The sequence below is a fragment of the Paenibacillus silvestris genome (assembly GCF_009882985.1).
GTDB classification, from domain to species: Bacteria; Bacillota; Bacilli; order Paenibacillales; family NBRC-103111; genus Paenibacillus_E; species Paenibacillus_E silvestris.
Genome location: NZ_WTUZ01000010.1, coordinates 512,125 through 526,788, shown reverse-complemented (window position 1 = coordinate 526,788; position 14,664 = coordinate 512,125). Strand labels below are relative to the sequence as shown.

General features: G+C 41.9%; 16 protein-coding genes. 9 read left to right on the top strand and 7 right to left on the bottom strand.

Annotated features, from left to right (window positions below; all coding sequences use genetic code 11):
* Positions 1-10: 10 nt before the first annotated feature.
* Entirely contained in the window at positions 11-181 is a 171-nt protein-coding gene (locus GQF01_RS05850) for a hypothetical protein (protein ID WP_161405894.1), read from the bottom strand.
* A 231-nt stretch (positions 182-412) separates the two neighbouring features.
* On the opposite strand from GQF01_RS05850, the gene GQF01_RS05845 reads away from it, so the two are divergent.
* Together GQF01_RS05845 and GQF01_RS05840 are read left to right on the top strand one after the other, a co-directional pair.
* A complete protein-coding gene (locus GQF01_RS05845) occupies positions 413-676 on the top strand; it encodes a hypothetical protein (protein WP_161405893.1) in 264 nt (87 codons plus the stop codon).
* Positions 677-828: 152 nt separating this feature from the next.
* Positions 829-1,548 carry a metallophosphoesterase family protein gene (locus tag GQF01_RS05840; RefSeq protein WP_161405892.1) on the top strand — a complete coding sequence of 240 codons (720 nt, stop codon included), beginning with the start codon at positions 829-831 and terminating at the stop codon, positions 1,546-1,548.
* A gap of 368 nt (positions 1,549-1,916) precedes the next feature.
* On the opposite strand, the gene GQF01_RS05835 is transcribed toward GQF01_RS05840, so the two are convergent.
* The 3 genes from GQF01_RS05835 to GQF01_RS05825 form a co-directional block, all read right to left on the bottom strand.
* Positions 1,917-2,216: a hypothetical protein gene (locus GQF01_RS05835; RefSeq protein WP_161405891.1), complete on the bottom strand. Its 300-nt coding sequence runs from the start codon at positions 2,214-2,216 to the stop codon at positions 1,917-1,919.
* Between the two features lie 153 nt (positions 2,217-2,369).
* On the bottom strand, positions 2,370-2,534 hold the full coding sequence (locus tag GQF01_RS05830; RefSeq protein ID WP_161405890.1) for a hypothetical protein: 165 nt from the start codon (positions 2,532-2,534) through the stop codon (positions 2,370-2,372).
* A gap of 117 nt (positions 2,535-2,651) precedes the next feature.
* Complete coding sequence (locus GQF01_RS05825) at positions 2,652-2,894, bottom strand: alpha/beta-type small acid-soluble spore protein (RefSeq protein WP_328803400.1); 243 nt, start codon at positions 2,892-2,894, stop codon at positions 2,652-2,654.
* 123 nt (positions 2,895-3,017) lie between these two features.
* Here GQF01_RS05825 and GQF01_RS05820 point away from each other — a divergent pair, with 123 nt between their 5' ends.
* Entirely contained in the window at positions 3,018-4,454 is a 1,437-nt protein-coding gene (locus GQF01_RS05820; protein WP_161405889.1) for a PAS domain S-box protein, read from the top strand.
* 204 nt (positions 4,455-4,658) lie between these two features.
* Here GQF01_RS05820 and GQF01_RS05815 read toward each other — a convergent pair whose 3' ends face one another.
* Positions 4,659-6,980: a LamG-like jellyroll fold domain-containing protein gene (locus GQF01_RS05815; RefSeq protein WP_161405888.1), complete on the bottom strand. Its 2,322-nt coding sequence runs from the start codon at positions 6,978-6,980 to the stop codon at positions 4,659-4,661.
* Positions 6,981-7,461: 481 nt separating this feature from the next.
* Here GQF01_RS05815 and GQF01_RS05810 point away from each other — a divergent pair, with 481 nt between their 5' ends.
* Positions 7,462-8,721 (top strand): Ger(x)C family spore germination protein, encoded by a 1,260-nt coding sequence (locus GQF01_RS05810; RefSeq protein ID WP_161405887.1) that lies wholly within the window; start codon positions 7,462-7,464, stop codon positions 8,719-8,721.
* 142 nt (positions 8,722-8,863) lie between these two features.
* Here the strand turns inward: GQF01_RS05810 and GQF01_RS05805 are convergent, their stop codons facing one another.
* Positions 8,864-9,040: a hypothetical protein gene (locus tag GQF01_RS05805; RefSeq protein WP_161405886.1), complete on the bottom strand. Its 177-nt coding sequence runs from the start codon at positions 9,038-9,040 to the stop codon at positions 8,864-8,866.
* A gap of 770 nt (positions 9,041-9,810) precedes the next feature.
* On the opposite strand from GQF01_RS05805, the gene GQF01_RS05800 reads away from it, so the two are divergent.
* From GQF01_RS05800 to coaD, 4 genes are all read left to right on the top strand, one after another.
* Positions 9,811-9,921, top strand: coding sequence for a hypothetical protein (locus tag GQF01_RS05800; protein WP_161405885.1), 111 nt, complete (start codon positions 9,811-9,813; stop codon positions 9,919-9,921).
* Between the two features lie 363 nt (positions 9,922-10,284).
* The gene (locus GQF01_RS05795; protein ID WP_161405884.1) at positions 10,285-10,509 is read left to right on the top strand and encodes a hypothetical protein; all 225 of its coding nucleotides are present in this window, start codon (positions 10,285-10,287) and stop codon (positions 10,507-10,509) included.
* Positions 10,510-11,017: 508 nt separating this feature from the next.
* A complete protein-coding gene (gene rsmD, locus GQF01_RS05790) occupies positions 11,018-11,581 on the top strand; it encodes a 16S rRNA (guanine(966)-N(2))-methyltransferase RsmD (RefSeq protein WP_161405883.1) in 564 nt (187 codons plus the stop codon).
* A 22-nt stretch (positions 11,582-11,603) separates the two neighbouring features.
* Positions 11,604-12,107 (top strand): pantetheine-phosphate adenylyltransferase, encoded by a 504-nt coding sequence (gene coaD, locus GQF01_RS05785; protein WP_161405882.1) that lies wholly within the window; start codon positions 11,604-11,606, stop codon positions 12,105-12,107.
* An 8-nt stretch (positions 12,108-12,115) separates the two neighbouring features.
* Here coaD and GQF01_RS05780 read toward each other — a convergent pair whose 3' ends face one another.
* Positions 12,116-13,402 (bottom strand): nucleoside recognition domain-containing protein, encoded by a 1,287-nt coding sequence (locus tag GQF01_RS05780; RefSeq protein ID WP_161405881.1) that lies wholly within the window; start codon positions 13,400-13,402, stop codon positions 12,116-12,118.
* A 126-nt stretch (positions 13,403-13,528) separates the two neighbouring features.
* On the opposite strand from GQF01_RS05780, the gene GQF01_RS05775 reads away from it, so the two are divergent.
* On the top strand, positions 13,529-14,653 hold the full coding sequence (locus GQF01_RS05775) for a SepM family pheromone-processing serine protease (protein WP_161405880.1): 1,125 nt from the start codon (positions 13,529-13,531) through the stop codon (positions 14,651-14,653).
* Positions 14,654-14,664 lie beyond the last annotated feature (11 nt).

Genomic DNA, 14,664 nt, shown 5'->3' with positions numbered 1-14,664 from the left:
TATGGGGTGATTACTCTTTCCAGCTTGTTGGTTGTGTTTTCGTTGGCAATTTCAGCTTCTGGTACCACTTCTTCTTTTTCTTTTGTTCTAGTAACGTTCGTAGTTGCAGCATAACGAGCTTCGCCCTGTCTTCATCGGCATATTTGTCTCGTAGACGTTCAAAAATTGTAGGATCTTGCATTGGATTTGGATACCTTCTTTTCTGACTGTAAGATAAATGCGAAAAAAGGAGAATATACGTTCTTGTTTGACTATTATAGCATATGAGTTTTCGAGATGCTAGTCCACTAGCTCCATGAGGAAATTTCTCGCGGGGGCTATTTTTATTTGCCTTTTTTAGGTAAGCGTTTAGTTCGAATCCCCTGGTCTTCGCATTAAATGTAGAGTACCTAAAGATAAAGAGGTGAAGACAATGGCTCGAGCAAAAGCAGTTCGTAACCCTGATTTCATTTTGATTACTTGGGCAAGAAATCCGCTTACCCCAGGTGCTGCGCGCAGAATCACCGCCTCTCGTGTGATAGGAAATGCCTCGCCTTGTACGTTTACGTTAGCTCCTGGCAGGCTGTTAAATAATGCGTTTGCCTGTTTGCTGGATGCAGATATCGGTTTCAGAGTGGTGTATCAGAATAATACGTCGAGAAATAGCGGCGTAGTGCTGTTGCGTCGCAATCGTTAACTTCATAGCTGATATAAGTGATTGAAAGCCACCGCGAGGTGGTCTTTTTGCTTTTTTGCATTTTTTGCTTATCAAAATACGGCTCACTCTCGTGGACATGCAAAGTAAGGAATGGTAAAATTTAACCATTATTACTTTGGGGGTTAAAGCGGATGAAAATAGCTTTTATTTCAGATATACATGGAAATGCAGTCGCTCTTGAAGCGGTTTTAAACGATATCAAGCAAAATGAAATAGATAAAATTTATGTGCTAGGCGATCTTTGTTACCGAGGACCCGAACCCAAACGATCTCTAGAATTAATTCGATCTTTGAATACTGAAGTGATTAAAGGCAATGCAGACGAGTGGGTGGTCCGCGGCGTTCGCGAAGGGGAAGTTCCGCAAAAAGTGATCGAATTAATGAACGTCGAGCGTGATTGGACCTTTTCCAAACTTGAAGCATCTGATATTGCCTATTTAGCAAAACTCCCAACATCAATTAATTGTGAGGTCAATGGAATTCGAATAAACGCTTTCCATGCAACACCGGATAGTTTATTTGAAATCGTCCTGCCAAACGTCGATGACGCTGGATTGCAGAGCAGCCTGATGAGCTCACAAGATGCGCAGATCTATGTGTATGCACACATCCATAAAGCTTATATAAGACACTTGAATGGTAAGGTTCTAATGAATGTTGGAAGCGTTGGGCTTCCGTTTGATGGGGTCACTAAAGCTTCTTATGGTCTGATTGAAATTGAAGAAGGTAAACTGAAAACATCGATACAACGTGTTGATTTTGATGCGGAGAGAGTAATTGAACTTTATAGGGATGTAGACTATCCTAATGCAGAAATGATGTCGGGGATTGTTCGAAATGCTAGAGTTTGAGTCGTTAATGACCGAGAGACAGCCTTTTTTGAGCTTTTAGGAGCGCCTCTTCAGATTAACTGGAAATACTACCGCTATTTCGTGGTGTAACACAGCTACAGCATGAATAAATGGATTTTCTCCTGTTAATATGGACGGTAGAGCTTGGAAACAGGGCTGAATGAGCTAATTAACGGGAAATTTTCCAGTTATTAGTTTTCAAAAGCAAGGGCTTGCCAGAAATAAAGGGAGTTTTTCCAGTTATTCCATTGGCAATGCATACGCCAAATATACCGTGTACACTGGCTCAATGTGTATTACGGAAATTAAACCATAAAGTAGAGTCGGCTGCTTAGCAGTCGGCTTTGTTTTGGTTATCGAATGGATTCCTACCAAACGATTGGGAAAAAAAGCAGACATATAGCTGCTATTGAAAGAAAAGTGGTGAGAGTCCGCGGTAATTTTTTGTTTTTTTCAGATTTAAACCAGCCTCGAAATTGAAATACATTTCTGTACAAGATAAATAAGATAAGTAAATTACCAAGCAGATAATATAAAAAGTAATTGTCAATTTTAATTCTAAAAGGAGAATAAATAAGTTGTTCTACCCATCCTAATATTCCATAACCAATAGCCAGAAAAATAACTATTCTAACTAATTCCAACAAAAACAAAATGGGTTTAGTCAAAGTTATCAACTCCAAGAATTATTTATATACTAATATATAGTCTATTCTATTTATTCCACCAATTTCCAGTTTCAATAAACTGAATAAAGCCTCGTGGGGACATTATAACCCACAAGGCAACTTGTATAAACGATAGATTCCTCTTATCTACTATTAATTTCCATCTAAACTTGCGCGGCATGTCTCGGGTGTTGTTTCTGCCTTGATGCGGTCATTCATATTTTCAACTTCACCTGAAGTGCCTAAAATTTTTGTTGTTAAATTCTGACTAAGATCATTTCTTTCATCTGTAGATTCATGCTCATTCTTTTGTGTCATTCTGCATCATCTCCATTTCACTGTTAGTTGGTATCAAAATAAAAAGACTTCATTACACCTGGAGGAGGCTAGGTGGTTAGAAGTCTTTTTTTGCAAGCTTACTTGTACATCAAAAACTTAACGTTGAAAACCTTGGAGCTGTTGCTCAGCCATTTGTACTAATCTTTTCGTAATGCTGCCACCAATAGAGCCTGCATCGCGAGTCGCGAGATTTCCATTGTAACCGTCTGGTGAAAGAGGAATTCCTAGTTGTTGAGCTACTTCAAATTTCATTTGATTTAAAGCTGCTTTTGCTTGAGGAACCACTAATGTGCTATTGTTTGCCATGGAAAAAATCACTCCTTTTCTTGGTGTAGTCATATCATTTGGAGTGGAAGGAATTCTTATGCATCCAAAATCAAAAAAACTTTTCGTCTGAATTGAAAATTACTGCTATAATGCCCTTGTTAGGTTAACTATGTACTGCTTTACACGGAGGATCGAATGTTATCTCACTTTAATGATCATAGTCTTCTTTTACATGCATTTGAAAAATCTCCAATCGGAGTGGCTTTTTTAACTTTTGATGGAAGCCTTTTTAAGGTTAATCCCTCTTTCTGCAAAATGTTAGGATATAGTGAAAATGAACTAATAAATCTTGGTGTTCCATCTGTCACTCATCCTGAAGATTTAGAAGCAGATCAGGAATTGTGGCGCCAAGTGGTGCAAGGTGAAAGTGATGGTTACCAATTAGAAAAAAGGTACATTCATAAGTCTGGGGCCATAATGTGGGGGCTTCTAAATGTTACTATAGTTAAGAACCAACAGGGATTCAATGCTAATAGCATACTCATCTCCCAAGTTGTAAATATAACAGAACAAAAAAAGAAGGAAGAAGAGCTCAAGAGGATTGAAGAACTACACAATCTTATTTCCGAACATTCACAGGATGTTATTTTGCGTTTAACGCCAGGCGGTATTATCTCATATGTCTCGCCAGCTATCCGTAACCAACTCGGTTATGAGCCAGATGAACTTATCGGAACATCTGCCTACGATTATTGGCATCAAGAAGATTTGAACTCTAACTGGTTAAAATACGGTTATTATAATAATTCGGATAGCAGAATATTTGTTTATCGTGTTCGGCACAAAAGTGGTCATTATATATGGCAAGAAGCGCACTCTAAGAGAATAAGAAATGCTGCAGGAGAGATTCAACATGTTATCAGTATGGGGCGTGATATAACAGAACGGATGCAATCTGAAGAATTAATCCGCAGGTCCGAGAAACTTTCCTTAGTAGGCGAACTTGCAGCTGGAATCGCTCATGAAATTAGAAATCCTTTGACTAGTTTACGAGGATTTATGCAATTGTACGTGAAAGAGGATATTGAAGGTATTAAGAAAATGCGCAATGAAGTCATGATATCAGAAATTGATCGAATCAATGAAATTGTAAGCGAGCTTTTGGTGTTAGCTAAACCTTCAACGGAGGCAACTGAATTAAGGGACGTGGTACATGAGTTAGATCACGTTACACGATTATTTGAAGGACAAGCAAACCTGTACAACGTTCAAATAAATAAAGAGTTGGATGCCAATTTACCATTCATTCAGTGTCAACGCAGCATCAATCAAGTATTTATCAATGTTTTGAAGAATGCTATTGAATCCATGCCTAAAGGCGGACAAGTGACAATAGAAGCCAAGCAAAAGAACGATGAACTACACATTCGAATTAATGATACAGGACATGGAATCCCACAAAATGAAATATCCAAGATTGGAAATCCTTTTTTTACTACAAAAGAAACAGGAACAGGGTTGGGATTAATGGTCTCGATGAGGATCATCCAAAATCATCAGGGGACTATGCGAATTGAAAGTGAAGTTGGGAAAGGGACTATGGTGGAAGTTATTTTGCCAATAAATGAATAATCATAGTGACCCATAAAATAATAACGGCGACTGCTTGTGCAGCCGCCTCATGTGAGTAGACAGCAAGAGCCTTTGTTGGGTTCTGCTATAATCGGAAAAAGCCTTGAAATATAAGCTATGCGACGCGCGGCAGTGTATAAAGCGTGACGCTCTCCCCAGGCTGACAAAGTCGCAATAGCTGTTGTGGTTTCACGTTCAGCTAGGTCACGGAGAGATATAGTCCATGTCAATTGAGAATTGATTTTTCTCACGGTACAATTGGTTTTTATCCGCTGAATACCAGTTGATATCTACCTTGTTGCTATCATTATGAAAGGTTAGCAGCATCAGCATAGCGTATCCACCGTATTGCGAGTCCAGGCCTTGCGCATCCGTATGCAGTTGATTCACCCGATTGCCGTGCACGCCCGTGTCTACCCGCTTAACGATGTCCGGATAACCGATATGGCCGGACAAAACAAAGATGACATTCTTATGCTTGCTGGCAACTTCACTCCAGATCTCGTCGCCATTTTTGGCATCGCTAAGTTGCTTGGAAGCGTAGTCAAGGTACTGGTTGGAGAGATGCTCCCCGTTCCAGTACATATAGGCATGCGTCGCAAGAATAACATTTTTCTCAGGATGCGCAGCAATTTGCTCGTTGACCCAATTCAAAATACTTTCATTTGGTCCATATGCGAGACTGAAAATCATATATTGCTTGTTGCCTACCGTGACATTATAGTAGACATTGCTCATATCTCCTACTTTGTATGCGCTGCCAAAATGAGGCATAGAAGAAAATTTAGCGTAAGGGAAATATTGGTTATAAAGAACGGCTTCGCGGTTCAGTTGCATTGGAAAGTCATGGTTCCCCGGCAGAGGCATATAGGGAACGACGCCATCCAGGATGTTGTAAGCATTCTGTGCGACCTGCCACTGTGCCCCACTGTCCCATCCATCCACGATATCCCCCAAATTCATCACAGCCTTAATATTATAGGAGGACTTGTTATTCTTAATCCAATTCATCATATTGTAGAATTTATTTGGATACGATTTGGCAAGAAATTGCGTATCCGGTAGAACAACCATACTGTAATCGCCTTGAGCCAGTGAAGGGGCAATCCAATCTGCGAATGACGAAACATCGTTTCTATGCGGCGATTTGTCTGCATAGACGCCATTCACCATCTCTTTAAACTGCCAACTGCCAAGCAAACCTGCTTGATTCGCAGGTTCGGTCACCATGTTAGCTCCGATTTGTTGTTCGGTGCGGACAGTTGACCACATGCGAAGAGAAGCGATTTCGCCTTTGAAATATTGCGTGTTTCCTGCACGATAATCGCCGCCAATCTTAAGCGGCATCGCCGGAATGTCCGGTTGGAAGGCGGCGTTGGTTCGAGTCGCTACCAGCACGCCGTTCATATAGCATTTCACCTTATCCGTAGTTTCATCGAACGTCATGGCGACATGTACCCATTTGTCCTGACGCAAATTTACGCCAGTAATGACGATGTCCTGATCATTTGTGTTGTGGTTCAAATTCTTCTTCCAATAAAGTCTAGGCTCTCCATTTGCGGTCACTTCAAAGTTGACATAAGGCAGATCGTAGTCATAGTAGCCTGCAGCCATGAAATTGCTGGCAATAACGCCGCCCAGATTACCTTGTGAAGGGAGCTTGATCACCGCCTCGAAGGATCGCGGGATATCCGGCAGCTTATTTTTCATGGCATATTGTATGTTGCTGTTTGCAAAGCGAACACCAGCAGCTTTGAATGCAAGCGGAAAGCCCTCCGTTGTGATCTTAATCGGATTCGTAATTACGAAATCGTTGAAGGTAGTAGTGGTTGGCGAAGTGCCCGTATCATCGCTTAGCAACCAAGCATGAGCTAAGCCAGGCTCACTGCCTGTCAACGCAGTCGTTACGTATTGACTAATCTGTGCGGGTGTCCGCATCTGATTCCACAAACGGATCTCAGATATTTCTCCGTTCAGCCACATACTTTTTCTGTAATCCGTACCTACAAACATCGGGAGTGAAGAAGGCGTATTGTTAGGTGCAATAGTGGCATTGGTTCTCTCGAACACTTTTGTACCATTCTTATAGAATATAATCTTCTTGTTCGCAACATCGCGTACAACGGAGAGCAGTATCCACTCATTCGTTGCCACGTCAACACCTGTTACGTATAGATCGTTAATGTCTCTTCTTGTACCTTGCGCATCATAATATTGTTCCCAATAGCGAAGTCGATTGTCTACGGTTAGCTCTAACGACCAACTGTTTTGGCTGCCGTCTTTATAATTGCCGAAGATAATTTGACGCTTATTTACATTTGGCAGCAACTTGACCCACACTTCCATGGTCGTTGGAATGCTCTCTATGGGCTTGTCCATGATGCCATAGTTGCTTGTCTGAAAAGCAAGGCCTTCACGTACAGCAGTACTTGTAGCGGCAGATAAGGTTCCTGTCAAGAATATCATGAAAGCGATTACTAAAATGGCTGGAATGCTGCGCCTCATCATACGTTTAACCTGCAACATAAAAATATCCTCCTCAATTGGATTCAAATTTAAATGTATATTAAGCTCATTTGGATCACTTACGTTCTCGCGTGGCAGCAGCTCCGGAAACTGCGCAAAGCTAGACACACCTATCCAGAGGAGTCGAGCCACAGACTGACCCCCGCACAGTGCTTGCAACAAGTGACAAGTTGTGAGCGTATAGGAAAAAAATGAGTTTGCCAGCGGAAATTAAAAACCATGAACAAATTTGATGAAATGTAAAGTCATACCAATTGTAAGCTGTAGAAGTGCAGAAAATCAATATAAAAATGCAATACTCCATATAAAACCAATAAATAATGCAGCTATATGCTGTTTAAAGCAAATAAAAACAAAACAAAAACCCGATCCCGACAAGGGGTCTGCACTATCGATGGGAATATGACTGCATAGAATCCTAAATTTGGATAAAAATATTTTGAAGGGGATGGATGTTTTAAAAAAAGTCGGGGTGGTCAACTTGTTGCAAAATCTGATTAAAAAGATTCTTGTATTTCTGTTGATTGTTCCTTTGCTTTCGGGATGCTGGGATCGCCTAGAAATTGAAGATCGTGCTGTCGTTCTAGCGATTGGAGTTGATGAAGCAAAGCCTGGTGATGAGAAGGAAACCAGCAATGCAACGCAAATTCTTAACCTGAATCCTAGAACAAATAAAAGATTACTTCGGATTACGGTTCAGATTGCCGTTCCAGGAAGGATTCCGCTCGGTACAGGCAGCGAAGCTGGCAGTCCATCCGGAGAAAAGCCAGTTTGGGTACTATCCAGTGTTGGATATACAATTGAAGATTGCTTAATGAATTTACAGCAGCAGCTCGCAGATCGGTTGTTCTATGGCCATTTGCGGGTCATCGTGCTTTCGGAAGCAGTTGCTAAAAAAGGGATTCAGAACGAAAATGATTTCTTTCGCCGTCAACCGCAAGTTCGAAGAACGGTCTGGATGGTTGTCTCGAAAGGGGAGGCAGCGGATATCATGCATGCCATGCCCCAATTGGAAAGGGTACCTACACTTTACTTGCTCGCCACTTTGGATCATGCCAGGGAAATGGGCAAGCTGCCTAACAATTTCTTAGGCGTATTTTTCAGTCAATCTTCGGCTAAAGGACAGGAAGGTTCGGTTCCTTATGTGCAGTTAAAGAAAGAGTCCAATATCGAACTCTCCGGTTTAGCTTATTTTCGGGACGATAAAATGGTGGGCACTTCGACTGCCCTGCAGATCGGCCATTATATGTCGATTAAAGAGATTAACCCTGGCGGGTATAGTGTTATGCATGAATTACCGAGTGGCACAAGGGTTATATTTAAAGCGACACATCGGACATCAAGAATAACCACAACCATTCAAAATGGAAAAGTACACGTCAACATAAATTGCCAGATGGAAGGGGATTTAGAGGAGAAATCAGACAAGCATTTCAGCATTACCAACGAAAGCCTTAAAAAATTGGAGGTCAAAATCGAGAGAGATGCCAAACAAGGATTTGAAAAATTCATTCAGCAAACCCAGATGGATGGCAGCGACATTTTCGGTTTCGGTGAATATGTTCGTGCTACACAGCCTGGTTATTGGAACAAGCAAGTCAAGACCAAAGAAGAGTGGCAGCGTCAGTACGTAGACATAAACATCGATGTTAATATGTTCGTCAAGATCAGGAGGATCGGTACAAAGAGCCAATCAAGAAATTTGGAGGTGACAGAAAGAGGATCAGAAGAAGTTGATTAAGATGGATATGGAGTTGCAGAAGGATGAATTTTAGAGGACTTTTAATTATTGTGAAGAATAGAAATATTTGTAACAAGTAATTGAAAGGACTGATTAGATGAATTCAATTGTTATTATAATCGTTATGTTCGTTATTTTTTGTTTAATTGGCATGTTTAGTAATAAGAATAGAAGAGGTAGCTCTACCCATCATCACAATCATAGTGCTAATTTCTTTAATAATAATTCTTCTGGTCATGATATTGATCGACACCACCACAATCATCATAACAACCATAGTCATACTCATCACGACCACCACCATAATCACCATCACCACAATGATTCCTCCAGCGGAGGAGGAAGTGACAGTGGAGGTGGCAGTGATAGCGGAAGCGGGAGTAGCAGCAGCGATTAGTTGTGTGAGTCAGACTGCCTCTCTTATATTTCGGAAGTGAAGTGGATGAATAAATTTCTTCATCACCTCTAATAAGGGTACAATTTAGGGTTTTAGACGACGATTAGGGTTTTAATAGAAGAAGTTGTATCTTGTACTTCTAAAATTTGGAAGTTGAATAAAAAAAGCGCAGCCTTTTGGGAGGCTACTACTGTGGGGCACAAAGAACAATGAGAGAAACTGCCGCAAAGTAAAATACGGGCAGTTTTTTCTAATTGTTCTTATTATAAAAAAAGTCACCCTTAATTTTAATCTCAGGGTGACTTTTTTTATGGTAATTGAAGGTGACACATGACATGAGTAAGCTGCTGGGTGCTCAATATATAAGATTCAAGTTTAAAGATAATGCGTGGGCACATAGCAGGAATTTGTGGATATTATTTCTAGGTGTTATAAAAAGGTATTTAACCCGGTACTGAATGAGTCGAACACTGTTCGACTTAATTGTTCAGCTATTTTGAAAAATGCAGATCGGGTATCCAGTGGTACAAATTCACAAGCATAAACATAGCTGCCGTCACTGACCTTCCGAATTCTTTATTACGGATGCTGGCTATCCAAACAATCAATTTGGTACATTCGTCCAATCACTCACTAGTTAACGAACATATCTTATACCGTAGTGACAAATCACCAGAAGGGAATGAGTATACATGGGCGCAGTAGGTTATGGTGGTAGTTGTGCAGGTTATGGTAACAATGCAGCAGCTGTTTTGGTTCTTTTTATTCTTTTGGTTATTATCTTAATGACTTTTGCAATTTAAACCAATATCTAAAAAACAAAAACGGTCTTATCGCGAAATAGATGCGAATAGAGACCGTTTTTTTCATTGATCGCTTCATAAAAAAAGTAATCCTTAATCTTACCGGGATGCTGAGGTATAGGGCTGATATCCTTGTTTGTTGCGCAGAACTAATAGACCTATAAAAAGAAGGACGCACAAACGCCATTCTCACACACCGAAACACTCCCGGTGAGATTATGTTTGCCGTGGCCATGGATATGCGAACATACGATCTCTTTTTCCTTTTAACGGATGACGGGAGTGTTCGCAATTGAAAGATGAAAATACGAACGAAGATAAGAACTGCTACTCAAACATGAACTTGCATTGATTGAGGGTAACATGTTATTTGAGAAGCAGAGGAAGGTTCTGCAGGAGAGAATTACTGTAAAGGATGTTCAAACCGTTCATGATGTAAAGAGCGGCCTAACCAAAAGTGTAGTTGTTCCAATTGATAAGCTGGTTACGACGAAAGTTGAGGAATCTGATATTAGGATGATCGATAATCTTCTTCGCCTGGAGGAAACATTGACCCGGGTGCAGGATAAAAATTTGAAAAAATTCTGAAATCAGATGAATTTTTGTTCAGCTATCGATACATAAAATTGTTGGTGAGTAGGAAAAACATGGAGGCCGTGAGGTGATGAAAATAATAGCTGAATTGCTTATTAATGAAGAAAAATTTTAACTGCTCAAAGAAAGTCATCAACAATAGACGAAATGAAATAAATTTGGTCACCAAGTGTCAAAAATACTCTCTGCACTATATGGATTCTTCATACTGTTATACACAATAAAAACCCTTATTACATAAGGGTTTCAGAAAACTGTCCTATAAATTAATACGACGGCCCTTTTACAGGCCGTCTCATGGGAGAGGAGAAACCGGACGAAGAGCTTATGGGGAAACGTAAGTCTTCTCCGCGGTTGTCTACGACATTCTCTGATGTCGATAGTTCAAGGATGACCGTTTTACAGGAAATTTATACATGGCAGGCACAAAATTTTTGTGTCAGAATAGGGCTTGTGGTACGATAGCAACAGAATGAACCAGTCAGAAGGGGAAAAGCGCAAGATGAGAGTGATTTCAGGCACTGCCAAAGGCAGGTCGTTAAAGGCGGTACCCGGTACCAGCACACGGCCAACAACGGATAAAGTGAAAGAAGCGATCTTCAGTATGATCGGTCCTTATTTCGATGGAGGACAGGTACTCGATTTGTTCGCAGGCACGGGCGGGCTAGGTATCGAGGCGCTGAGCCGCGGGATGGATAAAGCGGTCTTCATTGATATCGAGAAGAAGAGTATCGATACGATCCAGCACAATCTCCAAGTGGCCGGTCTCAAAGATCAAGCCGAGATTTACCGGACAGATGCGACTCGGGCACTGAAGGCGTTAGCAAAAAGGGAGCAGCAGTTCCAATTGGTTTTTCTAGACCCGCCATATAAAATGAAAGTAATCGTGGATCTGATCAACACTATGGAAGTACAAGCTATCGTTGAAGCGAACACCACGATTGTCGTGGAGCATGACTCGAAGGATGTTCTAGACGACGTCATTGGCGGATTTAAGCAACAAAGAAGAGCGGACTATGGAGACACCGCTGTTACAATTTACAAGCAATCTGTAGGGAATGAATAGGCTTTTGAGAGGAGATGACAGCATGATGAAACAAGAACACGGCATTACTGTAGCTGTATATCCGGGAAGTTTTGACCCGGTGACATACGGCCACCTTGATATTATACATAGAGCAGCGAAGGTGTTTGATAAGCTCATTGTTGCCGTACTGAATAACACATCCAAAAACCCTCTGTTCACGTTGGAAGAAAGAATGGATCTAATCCGCAGAGTAACGAAGGATCTGCCGAATGTAGAGGTGGATGGGTTCAGAGACTTAATGGTGAACTATATGAAGCACCGCAATGTGCGTCTGATTGTGCGCGGTCTTCGGGCTGTTTCTGATTTTGAATACGAGCTTCAAATGGCTTCAACGAATCACAAGCTTAATTCGGATGTGGAGACTTTCTTTATGACCTCGAAGCCCCAATATTCCTACTTGAGCTCCAGCATCGTCAAAGAAATTGCCCGGTTCCATGGGCCTGTTGTAGATTTAGTTCCACCCGAAGTGGAAGAAGCGCTTCAAAATAAATTCCCAAGAGCTTAAACCGCTATCTATTGTGCTCTTTTTCGAAATGTACTTACAAAGGCAGATAGGATTAGCATGGCGATGATCAGAAGAAGGAATTGAAAAAGTGTAATGCCCCATAAAGCCCATATCGAGCCGCCGTTCAGCTGAGATGCGAATAGTGTGTTCGTGTTTGATGTTTGATCCAACCAGAGAAAGCTTGGTTCTGTATCTAGTTCTGTATTTATTAGAAGGAACTGTACAGGTTTCCAGAGTAGGATGGTACCTACAAAGGCGAGGATGGCGTGCAAGATACGGGACTGGAAGAAAAAACGGTACCGTGCCTCTGTTTTTTGGTGAAAACTAGCAACCTGTGCATGAGCTGACAAACCTCCCCAGCCAAGGAATGCGCTGATAAGGGCCATTTGTGGAAGTAAGGAAACACCTTGGACTTGGCTCCAGGAATAGGCTCCAAGATGAATCTCCATCAATCCCGTAATCCATTGTGGTGAGGTATCTGTGTGGACATTCACAAAGCGTAATAAGAAGGAAATCAGCGGTTTAATGGCCTCTGTAAGATGGGTAATGGTAACAACATTAATCAATACGGAAAAGATCATCATATATCCGCCGATCAGCATTAACGTTTGGACAGAGGAAAGCACTGCATCGCCTAGGAGCTTGCCGAAAGCACGGCCATCGTGCAGATAGGCTTGTCGCATGGTCGAGAGGGCTAGTTTCCAGATGGAACCTGATGACGACTTACGATCAGAATTCAGTAGATCATCAGAAGGCTGTTGAGATACTTTAGACAATCGCATCAAGAAACCTGTGGTGATGGAAGAAGCGTAATGGACGATCGCAAGTACAAGACCAAGCTTCGCACTGTGCAGAAAGCCGATCCCCACAACCATAATTAAGAACAAAGGGCTGCACAGGTGAGATAGCGCTGTTAAACGTTCCGTCTCATCTCGCGAGATGAGTTTTTTTTCGCTGAGGGTGGCAGTAATTTTGGCTCCGCTAGGAAATCCTACAATGAGGCCTGATGCTAAAGCCCAACCACTCACTCCGGGCAACCGGAATATCACTCTCATTAGTGGGTCAAGCAGAACGCCTGTCCCTTGAATGACACCAAAGCCAATCAACAGCTCGACCATAATGAGAAAAGGCAGCAGTGCCGGAAAGACAAGTTTCCACCAGATCGTAAGTCCCTCAAGCGAAGATTGAAACGCTTTGTCAGGGAAAAGTATGATAGACACAACTACAAGGGCAGCCAGAGAACCCAGTACCAGCGTCGTCAGTTTGGGAGTGTAGCTTACTTTTGAAGGCTGCATGGTTTCACCTCATCCTTTAACATGCTTCATTTGTACGCGAAAAGACAGAGGTTTAGACCAAGCTTTCATTCTTGTCAGGTGGAAGAGAGTCATTACTTGTAGTAGGCATCAGGAAGGGGAACCTGCATGGAAAACGAAGATGAGAATCGAATTCAAACGTGGTCTAATGATTCCTATCGATATCCGAGAAGATCGTCCACGAGACGTTATTTAGTCTCAGCGCTTGTCGGAATTGTGATTATTTACTTGTTGTTCTTTGTGCGTTTACCATTTTTTATTTTCATGCCGGGAACAGCGGAAGAAATTAAACCGATGGTGACAATACCCAGAGGCTCTGATTCGGAAAAAGGAACGTTGATGCTCACGACAGTACGTGTGGCAGATGCCAATATGGTTAATTATTTAATTGGTCTTGTACATCCTTATGAAGAAATTCAGCCCAAAACGAGCGTTTTACGCAAAGGTGAGTCCGAGCAAGAGTATACACAGCGTCAAGAATATGTCATGTTAACCTCCCAAGCGAGTGCCATTCAAGCAGCGTACACGCATGCGAAAGTTCCTTTTCACATCAATCACGAGGGCGTTATGGTGCTGCAGACCTTGCCAGGCTTATCGGGAGAAAAGGTGCTCAAACCCGGCGATGTGCTTTTGAAGGCTGGGGAGAAAGACGTGAAAGTGGCTCAGGATTTACTTGATGCGCTGAAAGGGAAGAAAGCCGGGGAATCCATCACCATTACATATGCTAGGAATAAGGTGGAACAGCAGGCGTCATTGGCGTTAGGAGCGCTTCCTCTCCAGGAAGGCGAAACGGGTGAACCTCGTGCTGGCATTGGCGTCGTTCCGGCTGATATGCAGTCAGTTAAATCAGATCAAGAAGATCAGCAGGTCTCCATTAAGGCTGGAGAAATCGGGGGGCCTTCGGCTGGTTTGATGTTCTCGTTAGAGATTTTTAATCAACTAGTTCCAGAGGATATCACAAAAGGCTATCGCATTGCAGGAACAGGGACCATAGAAACAGATGGCACTGTAGGCCCAATTGGAGGCATTCAACATAAGATCATTGCCGCGGATAAAGAGAAGGCGGACTTTTTCTTTGCTCCCAAAGATGTGACGTACAAAGATGGAACCAAAGTCACGAATTATTCAGATGCCGTGCAAAGAGCAAAACAAATTAAGACAAAAATGAAAATTGTTGAGATCGGTACGATGGATGATGCCCTTAAATATCTAGCGGCGCTGCCTCCCAAGTAAGCTCTCAGGAA

Bases quoted from the DNA above. Each gene is read 5' to 3' on its own strand.
- GQF01_RS05850 (WP_161405894.1), bottom strand. From the start codon at position 181: ATGCAAGATCCTACAATTTTTGAACGTCTACGAGACAAATATGCCGAT.
- GQF01_RS05845 (WP_161405893.1), top strand. From the start codon at position 413: ATGGCTCGAGCAAAAGCAGTTCGTAACCCTGATTTCATTTTGATTACT.
- GQF01_RS05840 (WP_161405892.1), top strand. From the start codon at position 829: ATGAAAATAGCTTTTATTTCAGATATACATGGAAATGCAGTCGCTCTT.
- GQF01_RS05830 (WP_161405890.1), bottom strand. From the start codon at position 2,534: ATGACACAAAAGAATGAGCATGAATCTACAGATGAAAGAAATGATCTT.
- GQF01_RS05825 (WP_328803400.1), bottom strand. From the start codon at position 2,894: ATGACTACACCAAGAAAAGGAGTGATTTTTTCCATGGCAAACAATAGC.
- GQF01_RS05820 (WP_161405889.1), top strand. From the start codon at position 3,018: ATGTTATCTCACTTTAATGATCATAGTCTTCTTTTACATGCATTTGAA.
- GQF01_RS05815 (WP_161405888.1), bottom strand. From the start codon at position 6,980: ATGTTGCAGGTTAAACGTATGATGAGGCGCAGCATTCCAGCCATTTTA.
- GQF01_RS05800 (WP_161405885.1), top strand. From the start codon at position 9,811: ATGGGCGCAGTAGGTTATGGTGGTAGTTGTGCAGGTTATGGTAACAAT.
- GQF01_RS05795 (WP_161405884.1), top strand. From the start codon at position 10,285: ATGTTATTTGAGAAGCAGAGGAAGGTTCTGCAGGAGAGAATTACTGTA.
- rsmD (WP_161405883.1), top strand. From the start codon at position 11,018: ATGAGAGTGATTTCAGGCACTGCCAAAGGCAGGTCGTTAAAGGCGGTA.
- coaD (WP_161405882.1), top strand. From the start codon at position 11,604: ATGATGAAACAAGAACACGGCATTACTGTAGCTGTATATCCGGGAAGT.
- GQF01_RS05780 (WP_161405881.1), bottom strand. From the start codon at position 13,402: ATGCAGCCTTCAAAAGTAAGCTACACTCCCAAACTGACGACGCTGGTA.
- GQF01_RS05775 (WP_161405880.1), top strand. From the start codon at position 13,529: ATGGAAAACGAAGATGAGAATCGAATTCAAACGTGGTCTAATGATTCC.